Origin of the sequence: Nonlabens sp. Hel1_33_55 (genome assembly GCF_900101765.1) — a bacterium.
GTDB lineage: Bacteria > Bacteroidota > Bacteroidia > Flavobacteriales > Flavobacteriaceae > Nonlabens.
Window position 1 is genome coordinate 925,561 of record NZ_LT627735.1, and the last position, 13,371, is coordinate 938,931.

14 protein-coding genes are annotated in these 13,371 nt (G+C 40.4%); 4 read left to right on the forward strand and 10 right to left on the reverse strand.

All coding sequences use genetic code 11. The annotated features are described in order from the left end of the window. Positions 1-2: 2 nt before the first annotated feature. Positions 3-422 (forward strand): nucleoside-diphosphate kinase, encoded by a 420-nt coding sequence (locus BLO34_RS04005; protein ID WP_090752805.1) that lies wholly within the window; start codon positions 3-5, stop codon positions 420-422. Between the two features lie 298 nt (positions 423-720). Here BLO34_RS04005 and BLO34_RS04015 read toward each other — a convergent pair whose 3' ends face one another. Genes BLO34_RS04015 through BLO34_RS04035 form a run of 5 tightly spaced genes read right to left on the reverse strand, consistent with a single transcriptional unit; the run spans position 721 to position 3,899 of the window. After that, the gene (locus BLO34_RS04015) at positions 721-1,143 is read right to left on the reverse strand and encodes a hypothetical protein (protein WP_157686664.1); all 423 of its coding nucleotides are present in this window, start codon (positions 1,141-1,143) and stop codon (positions 721-723) included. Beyond that, on the reverse strand, positions 1,140-1,730 hold the full coding sequence (locus tag BLO34_RS04020) for a Maf family nucleotide pyrophosphatase (RefSeq protein WP_090752814.1): 591 nt from the start codon (positions 1,728-1,730) through the stop codon (positions 1,140-1,142). Before BLO34_RS04020 ends, BLO34_RS04015 begins: the two co-directional genes overlap by 4 nt. Beyond that, positions 1,731-2,633 (reverse strand): geranylgeranylglycerol-phosphate geranylgeranyltransferase, encoded by a 903-nt coding sequence (locus tag BLO34_RS04025; protein WP_231959556.1) that lies wholly within the window; start codon positions 2,631-2,633, stop codon positions 1,731-1,733. It lies immediately after the preceding gene. Then, a complete protein-coding gene (locus BLO34_RS04030; protein ID WP_090752815.1) occupies positions 2,630-3,163 on the reverse strand; it encodes a KdsC family phosphatase in 534 nt (177 codons plus the stop codon). Before BLO34_RS04030 ends, BLO34_RS04025 begins: the two co-directional genes overlap by 4 nt. Then, on the reverse strand, positions 3,153-3,899 hold the full coding sequence (locus tag BLO34_RS04035) for a Rossmann-like and DUF2520 domain-containing protein (protein WP_090752818.1): 747 nt from the start codon (positions 3,897-3,899) through the stop codon (positions 3,153-3,155). Before BLO34_RS04035 ends, BLO34_RS04030 begins: the two co-directional genes overlap by 11 nt. A gap of 87 nt (positions 3,900-3,986) precedes the next feature. Here BLO34_RS04035 and ccsA point away from each other — a divergent pair, with 87 nt between their 5' ends. After that, positions 3,987-7,424, forward strand: a complete 3,438-nt coding sequence (gene ccsA, locus BLO34_RS04040) for a cytochrome c biogenesis protein CcsA (protein ID WP_090752820.1) — start codon at positions 3,987-3,989, stop codon at positions 7,422-7,424. A gap of 95 nt (positions 7,425-7,519) precedes the next feature. On the opposite strand, the gene BLO34_RS04045 is transcribed toward ccsA, so the two are convergent. Both BLO34_RS04045 and fumC read right to left on the reverse strand, forming a co-directional pair. Further along, entirely contained in the window at positions 7,520-7,813 is a 294-nt protein-coding gene (locus BLO34_RS04045) for a hypothetical protein (protein WP_090752822.1), read from the reverse strand. A gap of 180 nt (positions 7,814-7,993) precedes the next feature. Continuing rightward, positions 7,994-9,388: a class II fumarate hydratase gene (fumC, locus tag BLO34_RS04050; RefSeq protein WP_090752824.1), complete on the reverse strand. Its 1,395-nt coding sequence runs from the start codon at positions 9,386-9,388 to the stop codon at positions 7,994-7,996. Positions 9,389-9,616: 228 nt separating this feature from the next. Here fumC and BLO34_RS04055 point away from each other — a divergent pair, with 228 nt between their 5' ends. Together BLO34_RS04055 and BLO34_RS04060 are read left to right on the forward strand one after the other, a co-directional pair. Further along, positions 9,617-9,802, forward strand: coding sequence for a hypothetical protein (locus tag BLO34_RS04055; RefSeq protein ID WP_090752825.1), 186 nt, complete (start codon positions 9,617-9,619; stop codon positions 9,800-9,802). 156 nt (positions 9,803-9,958) lie between these two features. Further along, the gene (locus BLO34_RS04060) at positions 9,959-11,404 is read left to right on the forward strand and encodes an L-serine ammonia-lyase (protein ID WP_090752829.1); all 1,446 of its coding nucleotides are present in this window, start codon (positions 9,959-9,961) and stop codon (positions 11,402-11,404) included. Between the two features lie 87 nt (positions 11,405-11,491). Here BLO34_RS04060 and BLO34_RS04065 read toward each other — a convergent pair whose 3' ends face one another. From BLO34_RS04065 to BLO34_RS04075, 3 genes are read right to left on the reverse strand one after another with little or no spacing between them, the layout of a single operon-like run. Then, positions 11,492-11,815 (reverse strand): translation initiation factor, encoded by a 324-nt coding sequence (locus tag BLO34_RS04065; RefSeq protein ID WP_090752832.1) that lies wholly within the window; start codon positions 11,813-11,815, stop codon positions 11,492-11,494. 11 nt (positions 11,816-11,826) lie between these two features. Next, complete coding sequence (locus BLO34_RS04070; protein ID WP_090752835.1) at positions 11,827-12,387, reverse strand: mechanosensitive ion channel domain-containing protein; 561 nt, start codon at positions 12,385-12,387, stop codon at positions 11,827-11,829. Beyond that, positions 12,384-13,304, reverse strand: a complete 921-nt coding sequence (locus BLO34_RS04075; RefSeq protein ID WP_090752836.1) for a septum formation inhibitor Maf — start codon at positions 13,302-13,304, stop codon at positions 12,384-12,386. The genes BLO34_RS04070 and BLO34_RS04075 overlap by 4 nt, the downstream gene beginning before the upstream one ends. Between the last annotated feature and the right edge of the window lie 67 nt (positions 13,305-13,371).

Sequence of the window (13,371 nt, forward strand, 5' to 3'; positions counted from 1 at the left end):
AAATGGCAACGAATAGAACTTTTACAATGATCAAACCTGATGCTGTCGAGGATGGACACATTGGAGCTATATTAGAAAAAATAACTAGCAGCGGCTTTAAGATCGTCGCTTTGAAACTAACGCAAATGACTGTTGCAGATGCACAGGAATTTTATGCGGTTCACAGCGAGCGCCCATTCTATGGAGAGTTGGTTGAATTTATGTCTCGCGGCCCTATAGTGGCAGCTGTATTAGAGAAGGAAAACGCAGTAGCAGATTTCCGTACACTAATAGGAGCAACAAACCCTTCAGAAGCAGCTGATGGTACCATCAGAAAATTATTTGCAAAGAGTGTAGGCGAGAATGCTGTTCACGGTAGTGATAGCGATGAGAATGCGGCGATTGAAGCAGCATTCCATTTTGCTGGAAGAGAGATGTTCTAGAGAACATTTTATATCATATTGAAAAACCCATCTCGATTTGAGATGGGTTTTTTGTTTAGTTTGCTTTCGCGAAAGCGAATTTATTCAGCCTTTGTGATTTTTAAGATCTTTCAATTTATACCTACTTCGCCACAAATAATAAATGGCCATGACAATCAAAGGTGCAATGGTTTGTAAAAATAGCCATGCAAAATGTTTCCAGTTAAAATATTCATACTGGAAATTTATATCCGAACTATAGAACAGCAGTGATAGAACAGCCGCTGCAATACTTCCAGCTATAAAACCTTTGTAAATATTACCCATCTATCCGTATCATTTCAAATTCTTCTGGACCATCTGGTGTGTAGGAAACGCATTTGTATCCATAATCCATAACATCTGTGATGACCACTCTCAGGACACTAGACACTACCGCCATGTTATCTAGATTGTCTGTATCTGTAATATGTAGTTCGTATTCACAGTCTGTGATCCATACGACATCACTATAAATCTTGAGATCATCGGTTTCGCTTATTTCAATACTGGTAGTTTCATTGCGATCAATGATCCATTCGCCATAAGCAGGATTGGCATATTTAAATTTACCAGTCTTCACCGATGAACAATCCAAAACTTCAACAAGCTCATCCTCTTCAACCGATTCTTTATCGGTTTTACAACTCATAGCTAAGCTCAACATCAAAGCTAGTAGAGTAGTAGTTGCTATTTTTTTCATTCTTGGAAATTGTTTGAAAGCCATTGATAGACTTTAGGTAAAGGTAATCCCATCACGTTATAATAGCAACCATCCAATTTTTCAATGGCAGTATAACCTATCCAATCCTGAATACCGTAAGCACCAGCGCGATCCATAGGTTTATAGGTTTCTACGTAGTAAGAGATTTCAGCGTCTGTGAGGTTTTTAAAGTACACTTTTGTGGAATCTGTGATAGTATCTTGACTGGTGCTTGTCGTGAAGGTAACTGATGTGAAGACCTCATGCATCTTTCCGCTCATGGATGCTAACATTTCTTTGGCGTGGCTTAGGTCTTTTGGTTTTTCCAGCGCAGCATCTTCCAGCCATACGATGGTATCGCTGGTAATGATTAATTGGTTGTCTTTGATGTTGTTTTGAAAGGCTTTCGCTTTAAGCTCAGAAAGAAAGGCTGTGATTTCTCCTGCTTTAAGCTCTTTGCTATAAACTTCGTCAACGGGTCTTGTCTCAATTCTGAAATCAATATCCAATTCCTTCAACAATTCCTGTCTTCGCGGCGATTGTGAGGCAAGAATAATATCTAGGTGCTGTAATTTTTTCTGTAACATTTAAAATTTTATAATGGCGATGCCTATGATTCCTGTCAGCAAAACTAATTTACAAACAAGGGATAAGATTGCAAGCTCTTTAGTGGATACTGAACTCCACAGCCGTATTCCCAGATACATTAGCGGAGCCATAATCAGAAATACTGTATAATAAACGCTGATACGGTCTACATAAAGTACGGTAGTCAAGAAGTAACCCATGATAAGTAATAAGATAATAGTATAAACCGCCAATACTTTCAAGGCTCTGTCACGACCCAATAAAATTGCGAGACTATTACGTCCTGTAGCATGATCGCCTTTTATATCCTGACAATCCTTGATACTTTCCCGCAATAGATTGACGACGACAGCAAATAGGGCAAAAATTAAAAGATGCTGAAATACTGCCAATTGTTCCGCTCTGTTGAATTCCGTTATGGATGGAACCAATTCAAAAACAGCGGTTATAACAACCACAAAACCAACTAAAACCGATATTAGCAGGTTACCTAACAATAGTACCTTTTTTAAATACGTTGCATAGAAGTATAACAAAAAAGAAACGATTATAAATACCGCCGCAAGACTTGCCAGACCTACCGAATTTGCCAAAATAAATCCAGCAACAACAGCAAGTATCGTCAATATTATGTAAAAGTTGAAAGCCTTCTTTTCTGTGATTTTTTTACCTACCAGTACCTTATCGGGTTTGTTCAGTATGTCCGTCTGCACATCATAAATGTCATTGATCACATTACCGCTAGCGGTTAATAGAGCAGTGGAGATCATCAATAGAGCAACCTGCCAAAGCTCCAAAGCTAGATCTGCACCCGTTTGAGGCAGATAACCATAAATGATAACCAGTTGCGTGAGCGCGGTCATCAATACGTTGGGCCAGCGAGAAAGTTTAAGATAGATCAACTGCTGGCAGCGGTTTTACCGTGTTCAACATTCCATTTACCATGAACTTTCATAACCTGCTCAATAACGTCACGCACGCAGGCATCGCCTCCAGTTTTATGCGAGATGTAGTCACTCACTGCCTTGACCTCTGGAATAGCATCTTGCGGGCAAGTGGCAAGACCTACGTATTCTAACACAGGAACATCTGGCATATCATCGCCCATGTATAGAATTTGATCAACTGTAAGATTGTGTTTTCCCATGTATTCTTCAAGCTGAATCATTTTGTCACTCGCATTGAGAAACACATCATCAACGCCTAAACCTAGCAGTCTGGATTTCACACCTTCGTTTTTTCCACCTGTTATGATACATACTAGATAGCCATTGTTAAGCGCTGTTTTCATGGCATAACCATCTTTGGCATTCATGGTACGTAGTAATTCACCACTTTCTGAGATCAGTAGTCGGCCGTCAGTTAGTACACCGTCTACGTCAAATATAAAAGCCTTGATATGGGTGAGCAATTTCTTATAATTAGTCTTCATAGGTTCGTTTAATGGATTCACTTATAGCCAGATACATGGCTTGATCTGATTCTTTGAGTTGTTCTAAATGCCTATTTATGGTTGCACTATCACCGCGTCGCGCTGGACCGGTTTGAGCATCATGAGGTTTTGATTGCTTGGCATTTTCCAACGTTTCTGTTTGCAAACCTTCCAACAATTTTGGATCTAAATCTGCTGCTTTCAGGATTTCAGCAGACTTGTAATAACAGTGATTCACAAAATTGTTCATATACACCGCAGCAAGATGAAGCTGTTGTCGTTGCGTGGAGTTGATGTGAGTTCGCTTTCGCGAAAGCGAGCCAGCCACCATCCATAATTTTTCTTTCATTTCCATTGAACCTGATTCCAGACAAATCGTGATTTCTTCCAGATCTGCCTGACGGTATTTATTGAACGTTTGAGGTATATACAAAACGCCATATTCATCATGACTATCTAAAACACTCATAGGAACGCTGCCGCTCATGTGTGCTACTGGCTGATTTGCTGGAATTGATGCGCTTACTTTTTCAATGGAATCGTCAGGAACTGCAAGTAAGTACAAATCACATTTAGGAAATTTTTCCTTAAATAAAGGAGCCTTGATTTGCGGAATATCATTCAAGCTATGGTTGGTGTAACCCATCAGTTTGATTTGAGAATCTTGATCAGATTCCAACGCAACGCATAATTGCTTTCCCAGATTACCAGTACCTATGACAAAAACAGTGATCATACTGTAAAAATAGGAAGTAACAAGCGACAGACAAGGTATGGCAGTGCGGCTTTTGTAAAGTATCTTTGCACACTCTTAAAAACACCTATGAAAGACAGGATAATAGCGATTCTTTTCTCCACTAGAACCATGTCTGTTTTACTTCTCGTTTTTGCAATAAGCATGGCGGTTGGAACATTTATTGAAAATTCATACGACACACCTACATCTAAGCTTTGGGTCTACAATACCTGGTGGTTTTCATTGCTAATACTATGGTTGATGCTCAATTTTATTGGGAATATCAAACGCTACCAATTATGGCAGTGGAAAAAATGGGCTACACTCACCATGCACCTATCATGGATCTTGATCATTATAGGCGCTGGAATTACTAGATACATTTCTTATGAAGGAATGATGTTAATACGTGAAGGCCAGACTGAGGATACTTTTTTAAGTGATGAAACTTATTATAGCGTTTTGATCCAAGGCGAAGATTCTGATGGTAACCCCATGCAACGTGAGGTCAAGGAGAAAATATTGTTAAGTCGGTATGATTATGACGATGTAGAAACCTTTAGCTTTTATGATGAGGATGTCAGCTTACAAATAGATACACTTATCTATGATGCGGTTGAAGGTTTAAAACCTAGTGAAAGCGGTGATAGATATTTAAAGATCGTTGAAGCTGGTGGCGGTACGCGACATGATCACCTTATCAAAGATGGAGAAGAAGCTAGTATACACGGTGTTTTATTTGCGGTAAACAAAGATCCTCAAGAGGCTGCAGATAAAGGGATGATCAACATCATAGAGAACTGGAATGGTTACTCGATCCAGACACCTTTCGAAGGCGATTATCTACGTATGGCAGATCAGCAAAAAGGAGATGTCTATCCAGATTCTCTCCAACCTTTACAGCTGCGATCGTTGTACAACATGGCTGGAATGCAGTTTGTAATTCCAGAACCCATCCAGCAAGGTGAGGTTGGTATCGTGGCCAGCCCAGAGCCTACGGCAGCAAAAGCGTACGGATTAATAGGAACCCTACGCAGCGGTGGAGAAGAGCAAAAAATTGAGATACTAGGTGGAAAAGGTATTCTCACTGACTTTTCCAGTACAGACATTAACGGTATGAAGTTTTATATCAAATATGGATCGATTGAGCGTGAGCTGCCTTTTAGTATTACACTTAATGATTTTATAGCTAACAAATATCCAGGTACAGAAAAAGCTTATTCTTCTTACGAAAGTAAAGTGGTTGTCACCAATCCTGATAGCACTAAGACAGACGAGCATATTTACATGAATCACGTTTTAGATAAAGCTGGCTACAGATTCTTTCAGTCTGGTTTTGATCCAGACGAGTTGGGAACGCATCTTTCTGTCAACCATGATTTCTGGGGAAAGGCCGTTACATATACAGGTTACATTTTGCTGTATATCGCCATGATGGCGTTGATTTTTGATCCTAATACAAGATTCGGCGAGTTGCGCAGATTGATCAATAGAGTGGAGAAGCGCAAAGCAAAACAAACCTTGATGATCGCGGTTTTGATGATGGGAAGTTTCGCTTTCGCGGAAGCGAACTTTCAACCGCCACCTGTGCAAGCAGATAGTTTGCAAGTAGATCACACCGGTCATAACCACGCCATCCAGCAACCGGCAGCTGCAGGTCACGTAGGTCATAACCATGAGACCACTGACAGTGACACATCCATGGAAAGTCGAGAAGGTGTGAGCACCAACATGCCTGCTGATGCCATGAAGTCAGAGCAAACAGCGCTAGTGCAGCCACAGGTATTACCAGAAATACCACTGCGTGTTCTGGACAGTATTATCGTGGCAAACATGGTTCCCAAGGCTCAAGCAGACCGTTTTGGTAGAGTAGTGGTGCAGGACAATGGTCGCATGAAACCCATAGCGACGCTAGCTTCTGAAGTACTGCGTCGTATGTCAGAGCGTGATTACTATGAAGCTAAGGTTGGTGATTCTACGGTTAGACTTTCACCAGAACAAACGCTTATTAGCATGATGCAAATGGGGCAGCTTTGGTTTGAGGTTCCCATTATCAAAATGAATTACAAGAACGATTCATTAAGATCTGTTATTGATGTGGATAAGAGCCGCTCTTTTGCCAGCGGTATGGATTTCTTCAGAAAACCAAACGGAGAAGTTGGCGGTTATAAACTAAGTCCATTCCTAGACGATGCTAACCGCGCCGATGTTAAGACCAACATCCAAAACGAATTTATTGATATCAACTTTAGCGTTGGTTTGTTGGATCAAGTGATTAGTGGTTCCATTCTAAAGATTTTCCCTAATCCAAATGCCGAGAATAACACGTGGTTCTCCTCATTGGAACGCGACGATGCCGGCTTTGAAAGAGAAGGCGATTATAATTTTGTTCGAGACTTTATACCTGCTTACACTACTTTACTGAATGAAGGCAATCAGACTGGAGATTATTTAAGAGCCAACACTGCACTCAACAGTCTCTTTGAATTCCAGCGCGCTTATGGCGCAGAAGTGATGCCATCAGAAGATAAAATTGAGGCAGAGATCCTTTACAATAAGTATGATGTTTTCAAGAGCTTGTACAAATGGTACGTATGGTTTGGAATCATCATGTTAATCCTTTTGATTGTGGAGATTGTTAGGCCTATGAAAGAAATACGCTGGACGATTATCTTTCATAAGTATGCGATTTTCGGAATATTCTTAGTTCATACATTATCCTTGGGAGTTCGTTGGTATTTAAGTGGTCACGCACCATGGTCGGATGCTTATGAATCCTTGATTTATGTAGCATGGGCAACGATGGCGTTTGGACTCATGTTTGGTCGCAAGAGTGAGATGACGATCGCCAGTACGGCGTTTGTGGTGGCCATCATTTTATGGGTCGCGCAGTTGAATTGGTTGGATCCTTCCATTGCCAACTTACAACCGGTATTGGATTCCTATTGGCTTATGATCCACGTAGCTGTAATTGTAGGTAGTTATGGCCCTTTTGCGTTGGGAATGATATTAGGATTAGTATCTCTGATCCTGATGATCTTTTCTACCACTAAGAACAAAAAGAAAATGGATCTCAATATCAAGGAGCTGACTTATATCAACGAAGTTTCCCTGACCGTAGGTTTGATCATGTTGACGATTGGAAACTTCTTGGGCGCCATGTGGGCAAACGAAAGTTGGGGACGTTATTGGGGTTGGGACCCAAAAGAGACTTGGGCACTCATCACCATATTTGTATACGCATTTGTTTTGCACTTACGATTGGTTCCAGGCTTGAAAGGCCGCTGGACGTTTAACTTATGGTCTGTCCTCGCTTTTTACAGTGTGATGATGACCTATTTTGGGGTAAACTTTTACTTAACTGGACTGCATAGTTATGCTAGCGGTGATCAGATTATATCCTACAATGCGATATTTGGATCATTAGCTTTTGTAGCCTTGCTCGCAGGATTTGCCAGATGGCGTGAGAAGAAGGTTTATGGGAAGAAATTAAAACACGGCAAAGGCATTAATAATCAAGACTAATCGTCAAAAGAGTATTCATAAAAAAACGCAAACCTTAGGTTTGCGTTTTTTCTTAATACGGTAAACGTAATCAGTAATTCTTAGTAAAGATTTACCTACATATCTTTATCAAGTTGAATGTTCATTTTGTCAAAGATTTCATTGACTCTTTTACGTATTGCTTCCCTGTCTTCTTTGTTTTCCACTTCTTTGAGTGCATCCTGTAAATTTTCCAATGCATCTTCTAGATCATCAGCAGCGTCACCTATATCATCAGAAGCATCTTCCAGATCGTCTGAACGTTGCTCTAGTTTGTCTTCTAAATTGTCAAATTTAGTATCCTCTTTACAAGAAATGGCACCCGTAGAAAGTAAGGCTACAGCCGCAATGGTTAAAATGTACTTTTTCATAATCAAATTGGTTTATATATGTAATAAGAGCACAAAGTATTGCCTTTAAACCTTTAGACACTAAGGTTTATAATAATGTTGTGTTTTTTTATTCGCCTTCAAATTCACTCAACTGTAGTTATCTAAGCAAAAAAAAGCTCAACCTGCAGGTTGAGCTTTTATATCTGGTTCAGAAACAAATTATCTCTTCCCAACCATGTCCTCAGGCTTGACCCATTCGTCAAACTCATCTGCAGTTAGATAGCCAGTAGCTACTGCTGCTTCTTTTAAAGTAGTTCCTTCTTCGTGTGCTTTGTTAGCTATTTCGGCGGCTTTGTAGTAGCCTATTTTAGTATTTAAGGCCGTTACCAGCATCAACGAATTATTCACCAACTCGTTTATTCTAGAATGGTTGGGTTCAATCCCTGCGGCGCAGTGCTCTTCAAAACTTTTACAGGCATCACCTATCAAGCGGGCGCTTTGCAATACTGCTGCCGCCATAACCGGTTTGAATACATTGAGTTCATACTGGCCTTGCATACCACCAACACTTACAGTTACATCATTACCCATAACTTGAGCACTTACCATAGTCAATGCTTCGCATTGGGTTGGATTCACTTTTCCTGGCATAATTGAGCTACCAGGTTCGTTTGCTGGAATGATGATTTCACCAATTCCGCTACGTGGTCCGCTGGCGAGCATTCTTATATCATTAGCAATTTTATTTAAAGAAACTGCGACTTGCTTTAAGGCTCCATGAGTTTCTACTAGAGCATCGTGTGCTGCCAAAGCCTCAAATTTGTTCTCTGCCGTTTTAAACGGAAGACCCGTAAATTCTGCTATGTAGCGAGCAACGGTTGTATCATAACCGTCTGGAGTATTTAGTCCAGTACCAACTGCCGTTCCTCCTAATGCTAATTCGCTTAGGTGATTCAGCGTATTTTCCAAAGCGATGATACCGTGATCGAGCTGAGAAACGTATCCAGAAAATTCCTGACCCAGCGTTAATGGTGTTGCATCCATGAGATGAGTGCGACCAATTTTTACGACATCGCTAAATGCCTGGCTTTTCTCGTGCAGCGTGTTGCGCAACTGGATAATTCCTGGGATGGTGTCTTCTACAATGCGTTTATAGCAGGCAATGTGCATACCCGTAGGGAATGTATCGTTACTACTTTGTGATTTATTCACGTCGTCATTAGGCTGGATGGTTTTGTCGCCTTCACCTATTTTTTTTCCTGCAATCTGGTGCGCACGATTGGCAATCACCTCGTTGACATTCATGTTAGATTGTGTTCCAGAACCTGTTTGCCAGATCACTAGCGGGAATTGATCGTCATGTTTACCTTCTAGAATCTCATCACAAACCTGTGCGATAAGATCACGTTTTTCGGCAGCAAGTACGCCTAACTCTTCATTGGTGTAAGCAGCAGCTTTTTTCAAATAGGCAAATCCATAAACGATTTCCAACGGCATACTGCCAGATGGCCCTATTTTAAAATTCTCTCTGGAACGCTGCGTTTGCGCGCCCCATAGTTTATCTGCCGGGACCTCAATTGGTCCCATCGTGTCTTTTTCTATACGGTATTCCATGGAGTTGATTTTAAACAAATATAGCAGTCATAGCGCTTATGGCTGGAACATCGGCAATAAATTGTTCTAAAGATTTGCAGTGGTGTAGGTGGTTTATCTCGCTTTCGCGAAAGCGGACTAACTTTCAATCTTATCCACAACAAGTCAGACATTTTTGTTAATAAAGTATTGTTGCAGGTTTTATTTTATACGCGCAGCCCTTATCTTTGCAGTATCTAAATAAAAATTATGTTTGAATTTGATCAATATTTAGGCTTTCTAGCATTTGCGGCCATTCTTACAATAGGATTCTGGTTGATGATTTTCCTCACGGCTTTTGCCATTCCTTACTGGATCACGGGAACCATGCTTGAAAAAAGAAAGATGAAGAAAGAAGCAAAAAAACTGGAGCAGGAAAAGGCAGCCAGGTCTTAAACAGCTTTTACAATAAATAGTAAGCCATAAAGAATTTTTCTTTATGGCTTTTTCTTTGAGATAATCTGAAAACATGGCTTGCTATTTAAAGATAACGCAGCTCTCTTAAGCATCCCAAAAAGTTATATTTGAACCTTCAAAATAGTTGCAATTACAATGGCAGAAACTCCCAAAAAAATTGAAGCAATTAGCGTGTTTGACATGCTTAAAATAGGCGTTGGTCCATCGAGTTCCCATACTCTGGGACCGTGGCGTGCGGCTCGTAATTTTTTAGGAAAACTGCGCGACAAAAATCTTTTGGGAAATGTATCGTCCATTGAAGTTGATCTTTATGGCTCACTGTCGTTGACAGGAAAAGGACATGCGACAGACATCGCTGTGATTTTGGGACTGACAAATTCAGATCCTCAAACCTGTGATATTTCTGAAATTCCAGAAACGATAGATTATGTCACCAATCAAAAATTGCTTCAACTGGATGGTGTTTATCTGATTACTTTCAATCCGCAGACTGCTATTCGTTTCAATAGAAACTTTTTACCGTTTCATCCCAATGGTATACGTTTCAAAGCTATTATAGATACGGGTAAGGTTATTTTTGAAACATATTACAGCATAGGCGGTGGTTTTTTTGTTCAGAAGGAGCGAAAGAGAGCCGCTAGACAACGTGCTATTTTTGAATGCTTTCCCAGACCTGTTTCCAACGCCGTTGAATTATTAGCTTATTGCGAGCGAGAGAATAAACCGGTTTCCCAGATTGTTCTAGAGAATGAGGAATATCTCAATGAGCCAGAAGAAATAGACTCGAGATTGCAAGATATTTGGGATGTGATGCTGGATTCTATGTATACCGGTTGTCATACAGAAGGTATTCTGCCTGGTGGCTTGAATGTACGACGTAGAGCCTTTGATACGCACCAGCGTTTGCAGAAAGGCGAAGGATACACCAACAAGGAAGAATGGATAGAAGCCATACGATCCACAGAGGTAAAATTCAGGGAAATCCTTAAATGGGTTTCTTGTTTTGCACTTGCAGTCAACGAGGTAAACGCTTCTTTAGGTCGCGTAGTTACAGCGCCTACTAATGGAAGCGCTGGAGTCATTCCAGCAGTAATGATGTATTATCTAGTCATTGAAAACCATCAAGCCGATTTCAAACACATCAAAAAGTTTTTATTGGTCGCGGGTGAGATCGGATCGCTTTTCAAAAAAGGAGCTACTATAAGTGCAGCAATGGGCGGTTGTCAAGCAGAAATAGGTGTAAGCAGCGCTATGGCTGCCGGCGCATTAACTGAATTAATGGGCGGCACGCCTGCACAAGTTTTAATGGCCAGCGAGATTGCCATGGAACACCATTTAGGACTTACTTGCGATCCAATAGGCGGATTGGTTCAGGTTCCATGTATTGAGCGCAACGCTATGGGCTCCATAAAAGCGATTAACGCTTGCGAGATGGCACTAGATACTGATGCAAAAAATGCTAAGGTACCTCTAGATAAAGTGATTGAAACTATGTGGCAAACCGCTCAGGATATGAATTCCAAATACAAAGAAACAAGTGAAGGCGGCCTTGCCGTTAATGTAGCGCTGTCTGATTGTTAATAAGGTACTTTTTCTGTGTGAAGATTGAGGAATTACGCTTTCGCGAAAGCGAAATATTCCAGATCTTATAAGTAAAAGATGGTGACATTAACCGCCAACGCGCTTTACCTTAAATCCTTTTTCTTTAAGCATTTCCATAATGCGGTCTCTGTAATCTCCCTGGATGATGATGGTATCGTTTTTGAAACTGCCACCAACTCCTAATGAGGTTTTGATGTCTTTTGCCAAGATTTTGAAGTCCTCTGTAGCTCCAGTATAACCGGCTATGATGGTGTTGACTTTCCCTTTACGCTTTTCAAAGCGGCATTCCAATGGATCATCTTGTAACCAAATGTCACTTTTTTCAGCTTCGGGCTCTTGAGGCACTTCGTGTTCTGGGAATAGGTTTTTAAGTTGGTCTTTTAAGTCCATGGTAAATTTAATTATCTGGCGGTAGGATCGGTTTCTGCGTGTTTGTCAATATCAAAGATAGACTCCTCACGATTGTACAATATACTAACTCCTTTTTGAAGCAGCAGGTTATTGGGGTAGGTGATAAGTTCACCTTCGGCAGTTCTAAGAATTGTATAGAAACCTTTGATGTCTTCAATAACTGCGGTTACTGGTAAATCCTTATCATGAATTCTTACGCGATCGCCTATTTTATAGGGAAACGTAAAGTACAAAATGAAACTGGCAGTGACATTACTCAAAATGCTCCAGTTGGCAAATAATGCCACACCTACCACGGCAAATGTGGAACCCAGCGCCACCCAAAAAGTTTCACCGCGACTCAATCCCCAAACAAAAACAATTGCTATTACAGTAAGACTCCATATCACATAGCCTACATAGCGGTTCAAGTATTGCTTGCGTAATTTAGACCGCTCTACTTTCTTGCTCAACTTACCAGCACTCCAGATAACACTTCTGTGAATGATAAAGGCGATGAACAATATGATCAAGGTCGCTATGACCTCTGGTTGTATTAAGATTTCTTTCATAAGCCTAAACTATCTCTTAATACCGAATATTTGTTGCTGTTTTGATTCCAGTACGGTGTTCTTAAAGATTTTTTCAAACTGGCAGTGGATGTTGATATACTGCCACGTTGTGGATACTCTTCGTACCACGATAAAATCTTATAAGGACTTGTGGATTCTAATGTATAGGAAATCTTTCTGCCATTATTATATATAACACTATATATGAATTGGTCATCCTGCATCTCTAAACTTGCAGTTGCCATTAGTGCTTCCGTGGGATTGTGAGTCAATCTCAAGTATTCTGTAGATGGAATGATTTTGATATCGCCCGTAGGCATAAGCTTGGGATCGATGCGCAGCTGATTTGGGATTTGATTTTCCAACATGACATTTTCAACGGTAAACTCTGTATTTCCTTCACTTTGGAAATAACTATAAAGGACACCATCATATTTGTCACCTTTATTATTGAGTTGCATGTAGGTATGACCACACCATTCTTGAATGGACGTTGCTACTTTGATCGCATTTTCTTCTTTGTCCAGCGGCAAAAAAGTACTACTCATAATTTTATAGGGATAGATTCCTGTGTAAAAATCTCGGGTAGCGTTCAATTTCAGTACAGATCTGTTAGTCTCCTTGTCTTTATCAGCTTTGATTTGGTCTAAAGCGTCAAAAGGCTCGGTAACAAAAATAAGAACTGCATTTCCATCACGCTCCTCGCCATATCTAGTGATCTTGAGATCATAATTACTGATCTCTGCAACTCCAGCATACCAGTAATCTTTAAATTCTGGGCTTAGACTTCGATTTGCTGCGTCTGGCACATCGTTCCTTAATGCATTTGGTTGATTACTTGCTGCTATTGTTTCATTTCCTGTTGAATCACAACCGATTAGCATAAAAAAACAAACGAAAATCAATAATGTCTTCATGTCTTTTTTTGCAAAGATAGGAATACCGCGCAGGGCTGCGTATGAAGTAAAGATTCTCTTGTTTTAC

What these genes read in the sequence shown, in the direction of transcription:
- BLO34_RS04005 (WP_090752805.1), top strand. Translation starts at nt 3, where the DNA reads ATGGCAACGAATAGAACTTTTACAATGATCAAACCTGATGCTGTCGAG.
- BLO34_RS04015 (WP_157686664.1), bottom strand. Translation starts at nt 1,143, where the DNA reads ATGAAAAAAATAGCAACTACTACTCTACTAGCTTTGATGTTGAGCTTA.
- BLO34_RS04020 (WP_090752814.1), bottom strand. Translation starts at nt 1,730, where the DNA reads ATGTTACAGAAAAAATTACAGCACCTAGATATTATTCTTGCCTCACAA.
- BLO34_RS04030 (WP_090752815.1), bottom strand. Translation starts at nt 3,163, where the DNA reads ATGAAGACTAATTATAAGAAATTGCTCACCCATATCAAGGCTTTTATA.
- BLO34_RS04035 (WP_090752818.1), bottom strand. Translation starts at nt 3,899, where the DNA reads ATGATCACTGTTTTTGTCATAGGTACTGGTAATCTGGGAAAGCAATTA.
- ccsA (WP_090752820.1), top strand. Translation starts at nt 3,987, where the DNA reads ATGAAAGACAGGATAATAGCGATTCTTTTCTCCACTAGAACCATGTCT.
- BLO34_RS04045 (WP_090752822.1), bottom strand. Translation starts at nt 7,813, where the DNA reads ATGAAAAAGTACATTTTAACCATTGCGGCTGTAGCCTTACTTTCTACG.
- fumC (WP_090752824.1), bottom strand. Translation starts at nt 9,388, where the DNA reads ATGGAATACCGTATAGAAAAAGACACGATGGGACCAATTGAGGTCCCG.
- BLO34_RS04055 (WP_090752825.1), top strand. Translation starts at nt 9,617, where the DNA reads ATGTTTGAATTTGATCAATATTTAGGCTTTCTAGCATTTGCGGCCATT.
- BLO34_RS04060 (WP_090752829.1), top strand. Translation starts at nt 9,959, where the DNA reads ATGGCAGAAACTCCCAAAAAAATTGAAGCAATTAGCGTGTTTGACATG.
- BLO34_RS04065 (WP_090752832.1), bottom strand. Translation starts at nt 11,815, where the DNA reads ATGGACTTAAAAGACCAACTTAAAAACCTATTCCCAGAACACGAAGTG.
- BLO34_RS04070 (WP_090752835.1), bottom strand. Translation starts at nt 12,387, where the DNA reads ATGAAAGAAATCTTAATACAACCAGAGGTCATAGCGACCTTGATCATA.
- BLO34_RS04075 (WP_090752836.1), bottom strand. Translation starts at nt 13,304, where the DNA reads ATGAAGACATTATTGATTTTCGTTTGTTTTTTTATGCTAATCGGTTGT.